At 71.7% G+C, this 19,269-nt stretch carries 12 protein-coding genes and 3 pseudogenes; 8 read left to right on the top strand and 7 right to left on the bottom strand.

The window, feature by feature from the left end:
• Nucleotides 1–98 precede the first annotated feature (98 nt).
• Nucleotides 99–581, top strand: a pseudogene (locus C3492_RS06870) (SDR family NAD(P)-dependent oxidoreductase).
• A 12-nt stretch (nt 582–593) separates the two neighbouring features.
• On the opposite strand, the gene C3492_RS06865 reads toward C3492_RS06870, so the two are convergent.
• The 3 genes from C3492_RS06865 to C3492_RS06855 are packed head-to-tail and all read right to left on the bottom strand — an operon-like array spanning nt 594 to nt 3,566.
• Nucleotides 594–1,427, bottom strand: coding sequence for a carbohydrate ABC transporter permease (locus C3492_RS06865; RefSeq protein ID WP_103810836.1), 834 nt, complete (start codon nt 1,425–1,427; stop codon nt 594–596).
• A complete protein-coding gene (locus C3492_RS06860; RefSeq protein ID WP_103810835.1) occupies nt 1,420–2,322 on the bottom strand; it encodes a carbohydrate ABC transporter permease in 903 nt (300 codons plus the stop codon). Before C3492_RS06860 ends, C3492_RS06865 begins: the two co-directional genes overlap by 8 nt.
• Nucleotides 2,319–3,566 carry an ABC transporter substrate-binding protein gene (locus C3492_RS06855; protein ID WP_103810834.1) on the bottom strand — a complete coding sequence of 416 codons (1,248 nt, stop codon included), beginning with the start codon at nt 3,564–3,566 and terminating at the stop codon, nt 2,319–2,321. The genes C3492_RS06860 and C3492_RS06855 overlap by 4 nt, the downstream gene beginning before the upstream one ends.
• A gap of 276 nt (nt 3,567–3,842) precedes the next feature.
• On the opposite strand from C3492_RS06855, the pseudogene C3492_RS06850 reads away from it, so the two are divergent.
• Nucleotides 3,843–4,115, top strand: a pseudogene (locus C3492_RS06850) (hypothetical protein); the annotation flags it as partial.
• A gap of 127 nt (nt 4,116–4,242) precedes the next feature.
• Here C3492_RS06850 and ppdK read toward each other — a convergent pair.
• Both ppdK and C3492_RS06840 read right to left on the bottom strand, forming a co-directional pair.
• The gene (gene ppdK, locus C3492_RS06845; RefSeq protein ID WP_103810833.1) at nt 4,243–6,963 is read right to left on the bottom strand and encodes a pyruvate, phosphate dikinase; all 2,721 of its coding nucleotides are present in this window, start codon (nt 6,961–6,963) and stop codon (nt 4,243–4,245) included.
• Between the two features lie 418 nt (nt 6,964–7,381).
• Complete coding sequence (locus C3492_RS06840; protein ID WP_181140232.1) at nt 7,382–8,602, bottom strand: ROK family transcriptional regulator; 1,221 nt, start codon at nt 8,600–8,602, stop codon at nt 7,382–7,384.
• 120 nt (nt 8,603–8,722) lie between these two features.
• Here C3492_RS06840 and C3492_RS06835 point away from each other — a divergent pair, with 120 nt between their 5' ends.
• From C3492_RS06835 to C3492_RS06820, 3 genes are all read left to right on the top strand, one after another.
• Complete coding sequence (locus tag C3492_RS06835) at nt 8,723–10,381, top strand: hypothetical protein (RefSeq protein WP_103810831.1); 1,659 nt, start codon at nt 8,723–8,725, stop codon at nt 10,379–10,381.
• Nucleotides 10,378–12,315, top strand: coding sequence for a glycogen debranching N-terminal domain-containing protein (locus C3492_RS06830; RefSeq protein WP_103810830.1), 1,938 nt, complete (start codon nt 10,378–10,380; stop codon nt 12,313–12,315). The genes C3492_RS06835 and C3492_RS06830 overlap by 4 nt, the downstream gene beginning before the upstream one ends.
• A 322-nt stretch (nt 12,316–12,637) precedes the next feature.
• Nucleotides 12,638–14,254, top strand: a complete 1,617-nt coding sequence (locus C3492_RS06820; RefSeq protein ID WP_103811036.1) for a CDP-alcohol phosphatidyltransferase — start codon at nt 12,638–12,640, stop codon at nt 14,252–14,254.
• A 140-nt stretch (nt 14,255–14,394) separates the two neighbouring features.
• On the opposite strand, the gene dusB is transcribed toward C3492_RS06820, so the two are convergent.
• On the bottom strand, nt 14,395–15,525 hold the full coding sequence (dusB, locus tag C3492_RS06815; RefSeq protein WP_103810829.1) for a tRNA dihydrouridine synthase DusB: 1,131 nt from the start codon (nt 15,523–15,525) through the stop codon (nt 14,395–14,397).
• Nucleotides 15,526–15,700: 175 nt separating this feature from the next.
• Between dusB and C3492_RS06810 the strand changes: the two genes are divergently transcribed.
• The 3 genes and pseudogenes from C3492_RS06810 to C3492_RS06800 form a co-directional block, all read left to right on the top strand.
• A complete protein-coding gene (locus tag C3492_RS06810) occupies nt 15,701–17,152 on the top strand; it encodes an MFS transporter (protein ID WP_103811035.1) in 1,452 nt (483 codons plus the stop codon).
• 197 nt (nt 17,153–17,349) lie between these two features.
• Nucleotides 17,350–17,505, top strand: a complete 156-nt coding sequence (locus tag C3492_RS44485; RefSeq protein WP_181140231.1) for a hypothetical protein — start codon at nt 17,350–17,352, stop codon at nt 17,503–17,505.
• A gap of 248 nt (nt 17,506–17,753) precedes the next feature.
• Nucleotides 17,754–18,158: pseudogene (locus tag C3492_RS06800) on the top strand (DUF6766 family protein); the annotation flags it as partial.
• Nucleotides 18,159–18,215: 57 nt separating this feature from the next.
• Here C3492_RS06800 and C3492_RS06795 read toward each other — a convergent pair.
• Nucleotides 18,216–19,088, bottom strand: a complete 873-nt coding sequence (locus C3492_RS06795) for a helix-turn-helix transcriptional regulator (RefSeq protein ID WP_103810827.1) — start codon at nt 19,086–19,088, stop codon at nt 18,216–18,218.
• Between the last annotated feature and the right edge of the window lie 181 nt (nt 19,089–19,269).

Raw genomic sequence — 19,269 nt, 5'->3', positions numbered from 1 at the left:
GGCGGCGCGGTCCTGACCCGGCCAGGGTCCGGGACGCGGCGGAGCAGGCCCCTTCCCCCTCAAACTGAACCGATCGGTCAGGAAAAGGGAACCTCACCATGACGCACCGCTTCTCCGGCCGGACCGCCCTCGTCACCGGCGCCGGATCCGGCATCGGCCGCGGGGTGGCCCTCGCCCTGGCCCGGGAGGGCGCCCGGGTCGTCGTCGCCGGCCGGCGCCGGGACCGCTGGACGAGACCGTGGCGCTGATCGAGGCCGGGGGGCGGCAAGGGCCTCGCCGTCACCGCCGACGTCTCCCGCGCCGACGACCTGCGGGCCCTGGTGGACACCGCCGTGGACCGGTTCGGCTCGCTGGACGTGGCCGTGAACAACGCCGGGGTACTGGAGGGCCGGGGGCGGGCGGTGGGCGACCTGGCCGAGGAGGAGTGGCCGGATGCTCGACATCAACGTCACCGGTGTCCTCCTCGCCCTCCAGGCCGAGATCGCCACATCGCCGACGGCGCCCCGGTCCCACCGCCACGGACATGTCGTCCGGGACGGGGAGACCGAGGCCTGGTGGTCGACGGCGGCTCCACGGCCTGAGCCCCGCTCCCGTCAGTCGATCCCGGACCGCTCCACCCCGGCCACGATCCACCGCTGGAAGCACAGGAACACCAGGAGCAACGGCAGGATGGACACGGCCGCCGCGACGAACAGCTCGTGCAGCCGTACGACCTGGGCGGTGGTGAACGAGGACAGGGCCACCTGCACCGTCCAGGCGCTCTGGTCCTGCCCGATCACCAGCGGCCACAGGAAGGAGTTCCACGCGCCGAGGAACACGATGGTCCCCACGGCCGCGAACACCGGACGGGCGTTGGGTACGACGACGAGCCAGTACGTCCGCCAGTACCCGAGCCCGTCCACCTGCGCCGCGTCCTCCAGCTCACGGGGGAAGCCGAGGAAGTACTGCCGGAAGACGAAGCAGGCGAAGGCCGGGAACAGGGTCGGCACGATCAGTCCGCGCAGCGTGGAGACCCAGCCCAGCGACGACACCAGCACGAAGCTGGGCACGAAGGTGACGGCCGCCGGGACCAGCAGGGTGCCCAGGATGGCGTAGAAGACCTTGTTCGCGTGGCGGTAGGGGATGCGGGCGAGGCCGTAGCCCGCGAGGGAGGCGAGGAACAGGGTGCCGAGGGTGGTGGCGACGGCGATCAGCGCGGAGTTGAGCAGGGACCGGGCGAAGGGCACGGACGGATCACCGAACAGTTCGCCGACGTTCCCCCACCGCACCTCGCGGGGGAAGAAGGTCCACTCGGGGGAGGTGATGTCCTTCTCACTGGCCAGCCCGTTGCGCACGAGCAGGTAGAAGGGGATCAGGAAGAGCAGGGCGAGCGCGATCAGCAGCACCAGCCGCAGCGCCCGCCCGGCCCGCACCAGGGCGTCATCCATCGGCGTCCGTCCCCCCCAGCCGGAGCCAGCGCGCCTGTCCCACCGTGACGACGGCGATGACCAGCGCGAGGATCACCGCGCCCGCGCTGCCGAGCCCGAGGTTCTGCCCCTGTCCGAGGGCGGTGTAGTAGAGGTAGACCAACGGCGGCCGGGCGTACGGCGGATAGCCCCGGGCGTCGGACAGCAGGTTGTAGAACTCGTCGAAGGCCTGGAAGGCGCCCACGACGAGCAGCAGCACCACCGCGACCGAGGTGGCCCGCAGCTGGGGCAGGGTGATGTGCCGCAGCACCGTCCAGCCGGGCCGGGCCCCGTCCACGGCCGCCGCCTCGTACAGCGCCGGGTCGATCCGCTGGAGCCCGGCGAGGAACAGGATCATGTAGAACCCGGCCTGGAGCCACAGCCGTACGGTGACGATCACCAGCCAGTACCAGGGCGGATCGGTGGTGGACAGCCAGGCGACGGGATCGCCGCCGAACCACCCCAGCACGCTGTTGGCCAGCCCGAACCGGACCCCGTTGAAGAGGGACATCTTCCAGACGAGTGCGGCCACGACGTAACTGCACGCGGCCGGCAGGAAGAACACGGACCGGAAGAAGGCCCGGGCGGCCCTGAGGCGGTTGACCATGAGGGCGAGGGACAGGGAGAACACGTAGGTGACGGGCACGATGAAGGCGGTGAAGACGACGAAGGTCTTCAGACTGTCCACGAAGGCCCGGTCCCGCAGCATGGCCGTGTAGTTGTCCAGTCCGACGAAGTGCGTGGGCGTGACCGTGTTGTGCGCGTCGAAGAAGCTGAGCGCCACGCTCCACAGCAGCGGGACGTACGTGAACAGCGCGAGCCCCAGCGCGAACGGCCCGACGAACACCCAGAACCAGAGCGCCCCGCGCCGCCTCACGACGTCTTCTTCACACGGTCGAGTTCGGCCGACACCTTCCGTACGACGGCCCGCAGTTCCCGTTCCGGAGCGGCCCCGTCCTTGATGATCCGGCTGAGCGCGTCCTGGTAGGCGGTCTGGCTCGCCGGGGTCCACAGCAGCGGCTGGGCGTAGCCGTGCTCGGTGGTGAAGCGGACGGCGTCGGCGGCGGGACCGTCCTTGAGCGCGGTGGCCTTCTCGGCGAGGGAGGTCCGGGCGGGGATGTGGAACCCGTACGACAGGGCGAAGTCCTCCTGGAGGTCGGTGCGTTCGACCCAGAGCCACTTCACGTACTGCTTGGCGAGCACCTTGTGCCGGCTGCGGGCGCTGACGGCGGCGCCGTACGCCCCGACGGGCACGGAAGGCCGCCCCTGACTCCCGTCGCGCGGGAAGGGCAGCACCCCGAAGTCGTCACCGAGCTCCTTGCGGACCTGCGGCAGCGCCCACAGCCCGGTCCACTGCATCGCGGTCAGCCCCTGTACGAAGGCGGACGGGTCCGACCAGTCGCTGGGCGCGCCGAGGAGCAGGGACTTGTCGGCGTACAGCCGGTGCAGTTTGCCCAGGGTGCGGGCGGCGGCGGGATCGTCGAAGCCGACCCGGCCGTCGTCGCCGACGAGCTGGAATCCGGCCGCGTACAGGGGCGTCCCCCCGAGCACGCCCGCTCCCCCGTCGTTCCCGAGGAAGAGCCCTTTCACCTTGCCGCTGGTGAGCCGGTGCGCGGCCTCCACCAGGGCGTCGAGGGTGGTGGGCGGCTCGACACCGGCGTGGCTCAGCAGGCTCTTGCGGTAGTAGAGCATCTGCATGTCGATGACCTGCGGAATGCCGTAGACCCTGCCGTCGTGGGTCTTCGGCGCGAGCACGGCCGGATTGAAGTCGTCCTTCACCTCCGCCACCAGCTCGGTGAGGTCGAGCACCTGCCCACCGCGGATCTGGTCGAGGGTGGGCCCGTTGACCTCGAAGACATCGGGGCCGGAGTCGGTGAGCAGCGCGGCGGCGGTCTGCTGGTCGTAGTTCCCCGGCCGCCACTGCACCGACACGCGCGCCTTCTTGAAGCCGGCGGCGTACCGCTGCACGGCCCGCTCGGTGCCGGGCTCCCCGTACTGGTGGTACCACTGCGCCAACTCCGGCCCCGAACCACCGCCGCCCCGCCCGGTGTTGCCCCCACAGGCCGTGAGCGTCCCGGCGCCCACCCCCGCGGCCAGCAGATCCCTACGCCTGATCGTCATCGTGCCCCCTGACGTCCGTCACCGATGCACGGCCCAACGATCAACCATGCGCCTCGATTACGTAAGGCGAGTTGCGGCCGTGTGTTTCTTCGGGGAGGACCCGGCCGAGGCGTCGTCCTTCCGACCGGAACCTTCGGCTCCTAGCCGGACTCCGCGTACGGCTGCCTCATGTCGGACGAATCTCGGCAGGAGTCCGAGACGCCGATTCGGACACGGTCTTCGGTGAGTCGGCGGATGGTGATCCGGCTGGCACGACAGCGGGTGTGCTCAATCTGTGTGACGCCTCGGGAGGAGACGCCCGAGTGGGAGCGGGCGGCGGCCACTGCCGTGTGCGGCCAGGTCCGGGAACTCGTCCGCGTCAGCGCGGGGCGCTCCGCTCGCCTGAGCCGCGAACAGAAGGGGCAGTTCGTCGCGGTGTGCTGGACGGCTCAGATGTACCTGCACTTCGATGACCCGAAGCCCCGGTACGTCGCCGGCTGGGGCGACCTTCCCGAGTGGCAGCGGGAGACCGACGCCGACATCTTCGAGGCCGTCGAGCAGAGCGGGTGACACGGGCGCACCGCGCAGAGGGGCGACACCCCCCGCACCGGGATGTCGCCCCTCCTCTTTCGTGCGCCGGAGCCGCCGGCGATCGGTGAGGGTCGGGGACCGTCGGCGGCTCCGGGGACCGGGTGGGTCAGCGGTGGTCGCTGCCCGCCGACTGGGTGGCCGCGCGGCCCGCCTCCAGGCGGGCGACCGGGATGCGGAACGGGGAGCAGGAGACGTAGTCCAGGCCGGCCTCGTGGAAGAAGTGGACCGACTCCGGGTCACCGCCGTGCTCGCCGCAGACGCCGAGCTTGAGGTCGGGGCGGGTGCGACGGCCCGCTTCGGCCGCCGCCTTCACCAGCGAGCCGACGCCGTCCTTGTCGATCGTCTCGAACGGGCTGACGCCGAAGATGCCCTTCTCCAGGTACGCCGTGAAGAACGAGGCCTCCACGTCGTCCCGGCTGAAGCCCCACACCGTCTGCGTCAGGTCGTTCGTGCCGAAGGAGAAGAACTCCGCGGCCTCCGCGATCTGGCCCGCCGTGAGGGCGGCGCGCGGCAGCTCGATCATCGTGCCGATCGCCAGCTTCAGCTTCGTACCCGTCGCCGCCTCGACCTCGGCGACGACCTGGTCCGCCTCCTCGCGGACGATCTCCAGCTCCTGGACCGTACCGACGAGCGGGATCATGATCTCCGCGCGGGGGTCGCCCTTGGCCGTCTTGCGCTCGGCCGCCGCTTCCGCGATGGCGCGGACCTGCATGGTGAACAGGCCGGGGATGACCAGGCCCAGGCGTACGCCGCGCAGGCCCAGCATCGGGTTCTGCTCGTGCAGCCGGTGCACGGCCTGGAGCAGGCGCAGCTCGTTCTCGTGCGGTTCCTGGCGGGACTCCGCCAGGGCCACGCGGACGGAGAGTTCCGTGATGTCCGGGAGGAACTCGTGCAGCGGCGGGTCCAGGAGACGGATCGTCACCGGAAGGCCGTCCATCGCCTCGAAGAGTTCGACGAAGTCCTTCTTCTGCAGGGGCAGCAGGGCCTTCAGGGACGCCTCGCGCTCCTCCTCCGTGTCGGCCAGGATGAGGCGTTCGACCAGCTCACGGCGGTCGCCGAGGAACATGTGCTCCGTGCGGCACAGGCCGATGCCCTGGGCGCCGAAGCGACGCGCGCGCAGCGCGTCCTCGGCGTTGTCCGCGTTGGCGCGCACCCGCAGGCGGCGCTTGCGGTCGGCGAAGGCCATCATGCGGTGGACCGCCTCGACCAGCTCGTCGGCGTCGTCGGCGCCCGGGTGCATGCGGCCCTCGAAGTACTCCACGACGGGCGAGGGGACGACCGGGACCTCGCCCAGGTAGACCTTGCCGGTCGAGCCGTCGATGGAGATCAGGTCGCCCTCCTCCACGACGTGTCCGCCGGGGACCGTCATACGGCGGCGCTTGGTGTCGACCTCCAGCTCCTCCGCGCCGCAGACGCAGGTCTTGCCCATGCCGCGGGCGACCACGGCCGCGTGGGAGGTCTTGCCGCCGCGGGAGGTGAGGATGCCCTCGGCCGCGATCATGCCGTCCAGGTCGTCCGGGTTGGTCTCCCTGCGGACCAGGATCACCTTCTCGCCGGAGCGGGACCACTTCACCGCCGTGTACGAGTCGAAGACCGCCTTGCCGACCGCCGCGCCCGGCGAGGCCGCGATGCCGCGTGCGACCTGCTCGACCTTCGCCTGCTCGTCGAAGCGCGGGAACATCAGCTGGGCGAGCTGGGCGCCGGTGACGCGCTGGAGCGCCTCCGTCTCGTCGATGAGGCCCTGGTCCACGAGCTGGGTGGCGATGCGGAAGGCCGCGCCCGCCGTGCGCTTGCCGACGCGCGTCTGGAGCATCCAGAGCTGGCCGCGCTCGATGGTGAACTCGATGTCGCAGAGATCCTTGTAGTGGTTCTCCAGGGTCTCCATGATCTGCATGAGCTGGTCGTACGACTTCTTGTCGATCTGCTCCAGCTCGGCGAGCGGCACGGTGTTGCGGATGCCCGCGACCACGTCCTCGCCCTGGGCGTTCTGCAGGTAGTCGCCGTAGACACCCTGGTGGCCGGAGGCGGGGTCGCGGGTGAAGGCGACGCCGGTGCCGGAGTCGGGGCCCAGGTTGCCGAAGACCATGGAGCAGACGTTGACGGCCGTGCCCAGGTCGTGCGGGATGCGCTCCTGGCGGCGGTACAGCTTGGCGCGGTCGCCGTTCCAGGAGTCGAAGACCGCCTTGATGGCGAGGTCCATCTGCTCGCGCGGGTCCTGCGGGAAGTCCCGGCCGGCCTCCTTCTTGACGATCTTCTTGAAGGTGGTGACCAGCTTCTTCAGGTCCGCGGCCTCCAGGTCGGTGTCGACCGCGACCTTCTTGGCCGCCTTCGCCTTGTCCAGGGCCTCCTCGAAGAGGTCGCCGTCGACGCCGAGGACGGTCTTGCCGAACATCTGGATGAGGCGGCGGTAGGAGTCCCAGGCGAACCGCTCGTCGCCGGCCTGGGCCGCCAGACCCTGGACCGACTTGTCCGACAGACCGATGTTCAGGACCGTGTCCATCATGCCGGGCATGGAGAACTTGGCGCCGGAGCGGACGGAGACCAGCAGCGGGTCGTCGGCCTGGCCGAGCTTCTTGCCCATCTTGGCTTCGAGGGCGTCGAGGTGCGCACTCACCTCGTCACGGAGTGCCGCGGGCTCCTCGCCGCTCTCCAGGTAGACCTTGCAGGCCTCCGTGGTGATCGTGAAGCCGGGAGGGACCGGGAGACCCAGGTTGGTCATCTCGGCGAGATTGGCACCCTTGCCGCCGAGCAGGTCCTTCAGGTCCTTGTTGCCCTCGGTGAAGTCGTAAACGAACTTCGCTGCCTGGGGTTCTTTGTTTTCCGACACGGGTCTCGACTCCTTGAGGCCACGGTGGCTGCCCTGATGGCGAGGAACATACCCAGATCGAAGGTGCCTGGGTACGTCCACTTGCGCGTCATGCGCCTGTAACCACTCGTCCGCCAGCGGATCGAAAGTCAAGGCTTGGCAAGCGAAGCCAGCCGTATGTTTTCACTTCTTGAAGACAGCAGCGCCCACAGGTGCGGTTTTCTGCTCACATGAGCGGGTCTCGGCACGGCTGATTTCGATCGATGAACGATCAAGGGGTGGCACCGAGTGCCACCCCTTGAGGAAGTGCAGCCGTGCTTGATCCGCTCATCTGAGCGCAACCCTTATCAAGGGTGGCGAGAATCACGCTGCCACAGACCGCTCCGTTTCACCATGCGGACCGCTCGGCGGACGCCCGTCCGCGGCGGAAACACCGCCGTCACACACCCATCTCCGACAGCCGCTGCTCCGCCCGGTCCGGCGCGTACAGGTGCTCCACCACCAGCGCGCCGGCGCCGATCAGCCCGGCCCGGTCGCCGAGCCGCGAGGTGACGACGTCCAGGTGGGCCGTGGAGCGGGGCAGCGCCCGCTGGTAGAGCAGCTCGCGCACGCCGGTCAGGAAGGGCGTTCCGGCCAGGTCGCCCGCGATCATCAACACGCCCGGGTTGAGCAGGGTCACGACCGTCGCCAGCACGTCCCCGACCTGCCGCCCGGCCTCCCGGGCCAGCGCGGCGGCCTCGGGGTGCCCGGCGGCCAGCAGCTCCCGCACGTCCGAACCGGAGGCGGCCGGCACCCCGGACGCGGCCAGCCGGCGGGCCACGGCACCGCCGCTCGCGACCGCCGCGAGACAGCCGTACGAGCCGCACCGGCACAGCGCGTCGGCGCCGACCCGGATGTGCCCGATGTCGCCCGCGCCGCCGTCGACGCCCCGGTAGACCGAGCCGTCCACGACCACCCCGGCCCCGATGCCCGTGGAGACCTTGACCAGGACGAAGGCCCTGCAGTCGGGGTGTCCGGTGCGCTGTTCGCCGTACGCCATGAGGTTGGCGTCGTTGTCGACCAGGACGGGGACCGCCGGGGCCCCGGAGTGGTCGGTGAGGGCGCGGGAGAGGCGCCCACGTATGTCGTAGCCGTCCCAGCCCGGCATGATCGGCGGCTGGACCACCCGGCCGGTCTCGCTGTCCACCGGGCCCGGCACCGCCAGCCCGATCCCGCACACCTCCCCGGCGTGGTGCCCCGCCTTGGTCAGCAGGTCGGCGAACCAGTGGCCGAGCTCGCCCAGGACGGCGTCGGGGCCGTCCTCGACCATCAGCGCGCCGGCCTGCTCGGCGAGGATCTCGCCGGTCAGGGTGAGGACGGCCGCGCGGGCGTGCCGGGTGTCCAGGTCGGCGGCGAGGACCACCGCGTGGGAGTCGTCGAACTCCAGGGTGATGGAGGGGCGTCCGCCGAGCGGCGAGTCGACCCGGCCGCCGGCGCCCTCACGCAGCCAGCCCGCCCGGAACAGCCGGTCCAGGCGCTGGCCGACGGTGGCCCGGGACAGTCCGGTCGCCTGCTGGAGCGCGCCGCGCGTCACGGCCCGTCCGCTGCGCACGAGTTCGAGCAGATCGCCGGCACCCGCCTGGCTTCCGCTCTTGCCGGTCCTTCCCGGACGCCCGGTCATGCGCACCCCCTTGTGTTTCTCCAGTTTGCATTACATATTGAGTTTTGCGTGTTAAATAGACGTAACCCTACGGTGGCCGGGGCGGAACCGCGTCGGCCGGACGTCTTCGGGGAGCCCCGAGTGGATCGCACCGCCCAGCTCACTGCCCGTTCCACCCCGTACGAGACGGCATACGATCCACCGGCCACGGCCACCACCCCGGCCACGACGACGTCCCTGCGCACGAGGGCCGCCCGGGTGCTGGAGGCGAACTGGACCGGCGCGTCGACGGTGCCCTCCCGCGACCTGTATCCGCACCAGTGGTCCTGGGACTCCGCGTTCATCGCCATCGGGCTGCGGCACGTCTCGCCGCTGCGGGCCCAGACGGAGCTGGAGACGCTCTTCGCCGCCCAGTGGGCCGACGGTCGCGTCCCGCACATCGTCTTCAACCCCTCCGTACCGCTCGACGCGTACTTCCCGAGCCCCGACTTCTGGCGCTCCTCCACCGCCGGGCGCACGGCGGGCGCCCCGCGCACGTTACAGACCTCCGGCATCGTGCAGCCACCGGTGCACGCGCTGGCGGCCTGGCTGGTGCACCGCGCCGACCCGGAGCTGTCCAGGGCCCGCGGCTTCCTGGCCCGCCTCCACCCACGGCTGGCCGCCTGGCACCGGTATCTGCTGCACCGCCGGGACCTGGGCGGCGCCGGGCTGGTGTCCGTGGTCCACCCCTGGGAGCAGGGGATGGACAACAGCCCCTGCTGGGACGCCCCGCTGGCCCGGATCACCCCGGCCCCGGCCCGCTCCTTCCGCCGCGCCGACCTCGACCACGGCGCGGCCGAGGACCGGCCGACGGATCTGGACTACGGGCGGTACGTGCGGCTGGCCGCGGACTACCGGGACGCCGGGTACGCCGACGGGGGCGGGAAGTTCGCCGTGGAGGACCCGGCGTTCAACGCCCTCCTCATCGCCTCCGAGCTCGCGCTCGCCCGGATCGCCGAGGAACTGGGCGCGACCGGATCCGCCCGACGGGCCCGCGCCCAGCGGCTGACGGCGACCCTGGTGGAGCGGCTGTGGGACGCGGAGGCGGGGATGTTCCTGTGCCGCGACCTGCGGGACGAGGACGCCGTCTCCGGGCGGGGTGCCTTCGATGCCGGGCACGGTGCCTCCGATGCCCGGCGGGGACCCTCCGGTGCCGGGCCCGCCCCCGAGCACGGCACCCGCGAGCCCAGCCCCGTCCGCGAGCACGGCACCCCCCGTTCCGATGCCGGTGCCGGGCCGCGTGCCCCCGGTTCCCGCCTCCTCCCCGAGCGCGCCGTCTCCGGTCTGGTGCCGTTGATCCTGCCCGGGCTCCCCCGCGACATCGCCGTCACCCTCGTCCGCACTCTGCGCGGGCCGCACTTCTCGGTCGGTGACCGCACCCGGCTCGTGCCCAGTTACGACCTCCTCGGAGAGGCCTTCGACCCGCACCGCTACTGGCGCGGACCCGCCTGGTTCAACACGAGCTGGCTGCTGGAGCGCGGGCTGCGCGCGCACGGCGAGACGGCGGCGGCCGGGGCCCTGCGCCAGGCGGTGCTGGACCTCGCCGGCGCCACCGACTTCGCGGAGTACGTCGACCCGTACACCGGCGCGCCCTGCGGGGCCCCCGGCTTCGGCTGGACGGCGGCCCTCGCGCTCGACCTGTGCCACCGGCCGGCCGCGCGACACGAGCGTCAACATCTGGACAAGAGCGCACAAAGAGTCGTACCCCCCACGCACACCGGAACGTTCGACAGGAGTGACAGAGGAGGGGACCGGGGATGACGGACCGGCATCATCTGCTCGTGCACGGCGCCACCTTCGCCGCCGTGGGCGACCGTGGCGACATCAGCGGGGTGCGGGGCGGCAGCTCCCCGGACGGGTTGTTCGTCCGGGACGCCCGGCACCTCAGCCGCTGGCAGCTCACTCTCGACGGCGCGGTGCCCGAGGTGCTCACGCCGGTCACGGACGGGGACGAGACCCGCTGTGTGCTGGTTCCGCGCGGCGGCCGCCAGGAACCCCCGGCATACACCCTCTTCCGTGAACAGGCCGTCGGGGACAGCTCGTTCGTGGAGTCCGTCAAGGTCACCAGCAACCGTCCGGTGCCCACCACTGCCCGGCTCGCGCTCACCGTCGACGCCGACTTCACCGACCAGTTCGAACTCCGCTCCGACCACCGCACCTACGCCAAGGCCGGTGCCCTGCGCTCCCGCGAGGTCCTCCCCGACGGCATCGAGTTCACCTACCGGCGCGCCGAGTGGCGGTCCTGTACGACGATCACGGCCGACCCGGCCCCCGACGCCGTGGAGGAGACGGGCACCGGTGCCCGCCGCCTGGTGTGGACCCTCGACCTCGCCCCCCACGGCACGACCGAGCTGCTGCTGCGGGTGATCGCCCGCCCGCACGGCGAGAAGCGCGCCCTGCGCGTACCCCGCGACCCCGCCGCCGTGCAGGAACAGCTCCTCGCGGAGGAGGCCCGGTTCATGGAGGGCGTGGCCTTCCCGACCGGCTGGCCGGAGCTGGCCGCCGCCTGCGCCCGGGGCCTCGCCGACCTGGCGGCGCTCCAGGTCCCGGCCACCGGACCGGACGGCGAGGACCTGCGCGTACCGGCGGCCGGTGCCCCCTGGTTCCTCACCCTGCTCGGCCGCGACGCGCTCCTCACCTCCCTGTTCGTCCTGCCGTACCACCCCCGGTCGGCCGCCGCCACGCTCCTCGCCCTGGCCGCCGCCCAGGCCACCGGAACCGGCCGGTCCCCGGTCGCCCAGCCCGGCAAGATCGTGCACGAGGTACGCCACGGCGAGCTGGCCCACTTCGGACAGGTGCCGTTCGGCCGCTACTACGGCTCGGTCGACGCCACCCCGCTGTTCCTGATCCTGCTCGGCGCGTACGTCGAGCGGACCGGGGACACGGAGCCGGCCCGGCGCCTGGAGCCGCACGCCCGGGCCGCCGTCGGCTGGATGCTCGACCACGGCGGCCTGACCTCGCGCGGCTACCTCGTCTACCGCGCCGACGAGGGCGGCCTCGCCAACCAGAACTGGAAGGACTCCCCCGGCGCGATCTGCTGCGCCGACGGCACCCGGCCCACCGGCGCGGTGATGGCGGCGGGCGCCCAGGGTTACGCCTACGACGCGCTGCGCCGCACGGCCGGGGTGGCGCGCACGGTGTGGGGCGACGAGACGTACGCCGCGCTGCTGGAACAGGCGGCGGCCGACCTCCGCGACCGCTTCCAGCGGGACTTCTGGATGCGGGAGCAGTGCTTCCCGGCGCTGGCGCTGGACGGACAGGGCCGGCAGATCGACGCGCTGGCGTCCGACGCCGGGCATCTGCTGTGGTCGGGGCTGCTGGACAAGGAGTACGGCGAGGTGGTGGGCCGGCGGCTGCTGGAGCCGGACTTCTTCTCGGGCTGGGGTGTCCGCACGGTGGCCTCCGGCCAGGCCGCGTACCACCCGCTGTCCTACCACCGGGGGTCCGTCTGGCCCCATGACAACGCGCTGATCGCCCTGGGTCTGGCGCGGTACGGGCTGCACGACGAGGCCCGTACGGTCGCGCATGCGCTGATCGACGCGGCGACGGTGGGCGGGCACCGGCTGCCGGAGGTATTGGCGGGGTACGGGCGTACTGCGCACGGTGCGCCGGTGCCGTATCCGCACGCGTGCGGGCGGGGGGCCCGGTCCGCCGCCGCGCCGCTCGCTTTGCTGACGGCGGTTGGGGGCGCCTGAGGGGGCGGGGGGGGCGCTTGTGGGGCGGGTGCGGGTTCGTGGGGGTGGTTCGCGCAGTTCCCCGCGCCACTTCAGGGCGCTGACGTGCCGTCGGCCGTGTTGACCAGGTGTTTGCCCGGCCTCCGTGAACGGTGCTTTCCCGTGGGCCGTACCCGAAGGCATGAGCGCGCTCCAGTCTGCCTCTGCCGATGCCTCTGCCGAGGGCGTGGCCGAAGAGGTCACCGAACCCGCCGTACGCACGTTCCGCCGCCCCTGGGCCGCATGGTCGGCGTGGCGCGGGCGCTGGCGGGAGGGACACCCGGAGGTCGCACGGGCCCTGTCCGTGACCGTCACCGTGCTCGCCGCCGCGCTGGTCGTCGCCGCGCTGGTGATGCCGAACACGGTCGTCCGGCTGGGGCCCGCGAAGTTCTTCCGCATACCCGGCGAGGCCGTCATCGGGGCGGCCGTGCTGCTCGCGCTGCCCCGGCGGCCCCGGGTGGTGCTGGCGGCGGTGTCCGGGGTGCTGCTCGGGGCCATGACCGTGCTCAACGCGCTGGACATGGGGTTCAACCAGTACCTCGGCCGCAGCTTCAACGTCGTACTGGACTGGGGTCTGTTCGGGGACGCGGAGTCTTATCTGGAGGACTCCCTGGGGCGGACGGCCACCCTCGCTGCCGTGGCCGGACTGGTCGCGGTCGTCCTGCTGCTCCTCGTGCTGCCGGCGCTGGCCATGGTCCGGCTGAGCAACCTCCTCGCCCGGCACCCCGGCACCGCGACCCGCGGCACCCTGGTCGCCGGGGTCGTCTGGATCACCTGTTCCTCGCTCGGGCTCCAGGTGGCGGGCGTGCCGATCGCCTCGGACCGCACCGCGACCGCGCTGAAGGCCCAGGCCCGCAGGGTGTCGGACACGCTGAAGGACGAGGCGGAGTTCCGGAAGGTGGCCCGGGTCGACGCGTTCGGGAACACACCGGGCAGTCAGCTGGTGCCCGACCTGCGCGGCAAGGACGTGATCTTCACCTTCATCGAGAGCTACGGCCGCAGCGCGATCGAGGACCCGGTCATGGCGCCCGGCGTGGACCGGACGCTCGACGTCCGCACCAAGGCCCTGGCCAAGGCCGGCTTCCACGCCAAGAGCGGCTGGCTGACCTCGGCGACCTACGGCGGCAGCAGCTGGCTGGGCCACTCCACCACCATGTCGGGCCTGTGGATCAGCAATCAGCAGCGCTACCGCACGGTGATGGCCAGCGACCACCTCAGCCTGACGGAGGCGTTCCAGAAGACCGGCGCGTTCGACACGGTGGGGGTCATGCCGGGTGTGCAGAAGGGCTGGCCGGAGCAGAAGTGGTACGGCCTGGACAAGGTCTACAACGCCTTCCAACTCGGCTACCAGGGACCGAAGTTCAGCTGGTCCACCATGCCCGACCAGTACGCCCTCCAGCAGTACCAGGAGCGGGTGCACAGCAAGCGGCCGGCCGCCGGCAAGGCACGGATGTCCCTGCTCATCCTGACGTCCAGCCACCAGCCCTGGGCCCCCATCCCGAAGATGGTGGGCTGGGACCAGCTCGGTGACGGCTCGGTCTTCAAGGGCATCCAGGCGGCGGGGAACAAGCCGGCCGACGTCATCGCCGACACCACCAAGTCCCGCGAGGAGTACGGCAAGTCGGTCCAGTACTCGGTGACCGCGCTGACCGAGTGGCTGGAGCGGTACGGCACCAAGGACACGGTGCTGGTCTTCCTGGGCGACCACCAGCCGATCGCCCGGGTCAGCGGCAACCACGCCAGCCGTGACGTGCCGGTGTCGATCGTCGCCAAGGATCCCAGGATGCTGGACAAGATCGCCGACTGGAACTGGACGGACGGGCTCCGCCCCGCGCACGACGCCCCGGTATGGAAGATGAGCGCCTTCCGCGACCGCTTCCTGACGGCGTACGGTTCGACGCCCCACCCGAAGAGGAACTGACACCTCCCGTGGGACACGGCACCGCGGCCGACCGAGCGGGGCGCGGCGCCTTCCGGCCGACCGAGTCGGGTGGTGGGTGGGCGAGGCCGGGGTCCGGGGCGGAGTCCCTGGCGGGGTCCGGGGCGCAGCCCCGGGGACGGTCAGCCACCCGACGTGTCGAGTTCCGCTTCCTCGGTGATCCCGGAACAGTCGTACGGATCCTTCAACCACCCGTCCGGCAACACCACCCGGTTGTTCCCGGACGTCCGCCCCCGCGGCCCCTCCGCCCCGACCGGCCACGCCTGGTCCAGGTCCAGCTCGTCCAGCCCCGCCCGCAGCTCCTGGAGGGACGACGTGATCGCGAGCCGCTTGCGCATCTCGGATCCGACCGCGAACCCCTTCAGGTACCAGGCGACGTGCTTGCGGAAGTCGACCACGCCCTTGGACTCGTCACCGAGCCACTCCCCGAGCAGGGTCGCGTGCCGCACCATGACGTCGGCGACCTCCCGCAACGTGGGCCGCAGGAAGTCGTCCCGCCCCTCGAACGCGGCGACCAGGTCAGCGAACAACCAGGGCCGCCCCAGGCACCCGCGCCCCACGACCACCCCGTCGCACCCGGTCTCCCGCACCATCCGCAGCGCGTCCTCGGCCGACCAGATGTCTCCGTTGCCGAGCACGGGGATCTCCGGCACGTGCTCCTTCAGCCGCGCGATGGCGTCCCAGTCGGCGGTGCCGCCGTAGTGCTGGGCGGCGGTGCGGCCGTGCAGGGCGATGGCCGTGACGCCCTCCTCGACGGCGATGCGGCCGGCGTCGAGGTAGGTGATGTGGTCGTCGTCGATGCCCTTGCGCATCTTCATGGTCACCGGCAGGTCACCGGCCCCGCTGACCGCCTCGCGCAGGATCGCCCGCAGCAGGTTCCGCTTGTACGGCAGCGCGGACCCGCCGCCCTTGCGCGTGACCTTCGGCACGGGGCAGCCGAAGTTCAGGTCGATGTGGTCGGCCAGGCCCTCCTCCGCGATCATGCGGACGGCCTTGCCGACGGTCGCGGGGTCGACGCCGTACAGCTGGATGGAGCGCGGCTGCTCGCTCGGGTCGAACCTGATCAGCTGCATGGTCTTCTCGTTGCGCTCGACCAGCGCCCGGGTGGTGATCATCTCGCTCACGAACAGCCCCTTGCCGCCGCTGAACTCCCTGCACAGGGTGCGGAAGGGGGCATTGGTGATCCCCGCCATGGGTGCGAGCACGACGGGCGGTGTCACGGCGTGCGGGCCGATGGAGAGCGGGTGGGTCATCGTCAGGACTCCGGGGCGGATCTACGGCACAGGGCGGACACGGGAACACTGGGCAAGCACCCATTGTCCCTCACCCGCCGGGCGGCTCGTCCGCCGGCGCCGCCCGCCGGCACCCAGGGACCATGTATGACTCATTAGTTAGACGCACTATTGAGTTCGGCGTACGATGGAACGCATGCCAGAGCTGAGCCCTCGCCGACGCCTGCTCGTGCTCCTGATCTGCTGCATGAGCCTGCTGATCGTGAGTCTCGACAACACCGCCCTGAACGTGGCCCTCCCCTCCATGCAGCGTGACCTGCACGCCACCACCTCCGGCCTGCAGTGGACGATCGACGCCTACACGCTGGTCCTGGCCTCGCTGCTGATGCTGGCGGGCTCCACGGCCGACCGGATCGGCCGCAAACGCGTCTTCATGGCGGGCCTGGTCGTGTTCACCATCGGCTCCGCGCTCTGCTCCGTCGCCCCGAACCTGGAACTGCTGATCGTCTTCCGCATGCTCCAGGCGGTGGGCGGCTCGATGCTCAACCCGGTCGCCATGTCGATCATCACCAACACCTTCACCGACCCCCGGGAACGCGCCCGCGCGATCGGTGTGTGGGGCGCGGTGGTCGGTATCTCCATGGCGGCGGGTCCGCTGGTCGGCGGACTGCTGGTGCAGTCGGTGAGCTGGCGCTCCATCTTCTGGGTCAACCTGCCGGTCGGCCTCGCGGCCCTGCTGCTCACCCTCCGCTTCGTCCCCGAGTCGCGCGCGCCCAAGGCCCGCCGCCCCGACCCGGTCGGACAGCTGCTGGTGATCGCGCTGTTCGGATCGCTGACGTACGCGATCATCGAGGCACCGGAGTCGGGCGCCGGCCCGGTGACGCCGTTCGCCGTGCTCGCCGTGGCCGCGCTGCTGGCCCTCCTGTGGTACGAGCCCCGCCGCGACGAACCCCTCATCGACCTGCGCTTCTTCCGCTCGGCCCCGTTCAGCGGTGCCACGGTGATCGCGATCAGCGCGTTCGCGGCCCTCGGCGGCTTCCTGTTCCTGTCCACCCTGTACCTGCAGAACGTGCGCGGCCTGGACGCCCTGCACGCGGGCCTGTGGATGCTCCCGATGGCCCTGCCGACGTTCCTGTGCGCCCCGCTGTCCGGCCGCCTGGTCGGCAGCCGCGGCCCACGGCTGCCGCTTCTGGTGGCGGGCACGGCGATGACCGCGAGCGGTGTCCTGTTCGCCGCGTTCGAGGCGGAGACCTCCGACACCACCCTCTTCCTCGGCTACGTCCTCTTCGGCATCGGCTTCGGCTTCGTGAACGCGCCGATCACCAACACGGCCGTCTCCGGCATGCCGCGCACCCAGGCCGGTGTCGCCGCCGCCGTCGCCTCCACCAGCCGGCAGCTGGGCCAGACGCTCGGTGTCGCGGTCGTCGGCGCCGTCCTGGCCTCCGGCATCGGCTCGTCCCCGTACCGGCAGGTGTTCGTCCCGGCGGCCCGCCCCGGCTGGTGGATCCTCACCGCCTGCGGCCTGGCCGTCCTGACCTTGGGCCTCCTGACCAGCGGCCACTGGGCCCGCCGCACCGCCGAACGCACAGCCGAGAGCCTGCGGTCACCGGAGGTACGCCAGGTCGTGGGCACAGCGGAACGGGCGTGACACCGAGGGCCCGACGGGGCGCCGCTCGGACCCTGCACCGGCCTCGGCCGCCCGGCTGAGCCCCCCGCACCCGCCCCCCTGGCCGGCTAGCCCGAACGCCCGGTTGTCCGTGCCGGGTGCGGCGCGGCTGCCGGGGGTGGTGGGGGTGCCGTTCCACGATGTGCGGCAGCGGCTTCGCCGATCCCGTGGAGGTTTCCTTGCCGTGCTGGAGGCGTACGGGACTGACCGCGCCGGCGCTCGCCCCGCGGGCCCGGCAGGAGGTCGAGCAGTCCGCCGTCCGGGTCCACGGCCGGCAGGCACAGGTCGTCCTGGACCGCGACACCCTGTTCCTGTCCGCCTTCTCAGCCGGCTGACTGGTCACCGCCGCGGGCTGTGCGCCGCGGCCCGGGCAGCCGTACCAGTGCAAGGTGAAGGGGGGCTGAGCCGGTCATGCGCGCCCTGTTCACCCTGGTCCTGCTGACCGTGGGCAGCGGGCTCGGCTACTTCACCGCCGTGGGGCTGATGCGACGGTGAACCGCCACACCCGCTTCCTGAAGCACAACAAGCCTGACGCTCGCCTTCTTCACCGGCTTCCTGCTCACCCTCGCCGGGCAGGCCGTGGGAGTTGCACAAGGCCGGGGTGGAGAGCGACCGGGACCAGAAGGTCGGCGAGCACGCCGGCCCGGAGTCGCCGCGCTGGGCCGCCGCCACGGGCTGGCGGCAGCGGATGTACGCCCGCTCGCTGGGTCTCGTGATGGCCGCCGTCTTCGCCTGGTCCTGGCTCGCCCAGTCCATCACCGGCGTCGCCGCCTACAACGAGGAGCACCTGCGCCAGCTCCAGGCGCCGGTCTCCTGGTGGGCGTACCTGGGCTGTGCCGACTTCTGGGACCGCACGCTGCAGAACCGGCAGTCCGAACTGCTGGCCGTCGCCTCGATGGCCATCCTCTCCGTCTATCTGCGCCAGCGCGGCTCCCCCGAGTCCAAGCCGGTCGGCGCGGCCCACACCGCCACCGGGGTGGAGGGCTGAGGATCAGCACCCGCTGGGGGGCAGCGCCCGCTGAGGCTCAGCGCCGCCCGCTGGGGGTCAGCGTCCGCACGCGATCTCGTACAGCTTCTCCAGCCGCTGCCGGGTCTCCTCGTTCCTCGGCGTGTACGTCACCATCCGGGCGCCCACGTCGGGGGCGAGCCACAGGTCCGTGTGCTCCAGGCTGAGGCGGCCCACGTAGGGGTTGAGGAACTCCTTGGACTTGGAGCGGGTGTCGACCACCTCGTAGCGCCGCCAGTTCTCGCGGAAGGCGGGTGACTCGTCCAGCCGCCTCAGGAGCATCTTCCAGGCCGGCTCGCCGAGATGGCCGGCCAGGGCGGCGCGCAGCCGGGCGGCCATCAGGCGCTGGGTCTTCTCCAGGTGGACGACCGCCGCCTGCCACTCCTTGTTGGTGTGGACGAGGAGCATGCAGTTGCGGTCCTCGGGCGGAATCGCGTCCAGGTCGCCCAGGAGGCGGCCGTAGGTGCGGTTGTAGGCGAGGATGTCGTACCGGCTGTTCTGGATGCAGGCGGGGATCGGCTCCAGCCCGGTCAGCATCTGGCGCAGGGCGGGGGTGACGCTCGGGCAGTTCGCCGCCGGGGTGGGGTCCGTCGCGCCGGCCAGCTGGAAGAGGTGGGCGCGTTCGCTGGCGTCCAGGCGCAGGGCGCGTGCGAGGGCGTCGAGGACCTGGACGGAGACCTGGATGTCACGGGCCTGTTCGAGCCAGGTGTACCAGGTGACGCCGACCGCGGAGAGGTGGGCGACCTCCTCGCGGCGCAGCCCGGGGGTGCGCCGGCGGGTCCCGCGCGGCAGGCCCACCTGTTCCGGCGTGATGCGCTCCCGTCTGCTGCGCAGGAACGCGGCCAGCTCGTGCCGGCGGATCTCCGCTCCCCGGGCGGGCTGCGCCCGGGTTTCCTGGACCGAGGTCGTCATACGTCCAGGGTGCCGGTCCGGCCAACCTGTTTCCAGGTGCTTCCAGTACCAGGACAAGGGCCGCCGACCACCAGCATGACCTGGGGGCCGGGCCGGGAATCCGGCCGGGTCTCCGGGTGGTGCCGGGTAGTTCTGCTACCAGGATGAGCAGACTCTGGTACCAGCCTGAGGGGTGCTCCAG

Origin of the sequence: Streptomyces sp. Ru62 (assembly GCF_002920615.1) — a bacterium.
GTDB lineage: Bacteria > Actinomycetota > Actinomycetes > Streptomycetales > Streptomycetaceae > Streptomyces.
This window is presented reverse-complemented; position numbering and strand designations above follow the sequence as displayed.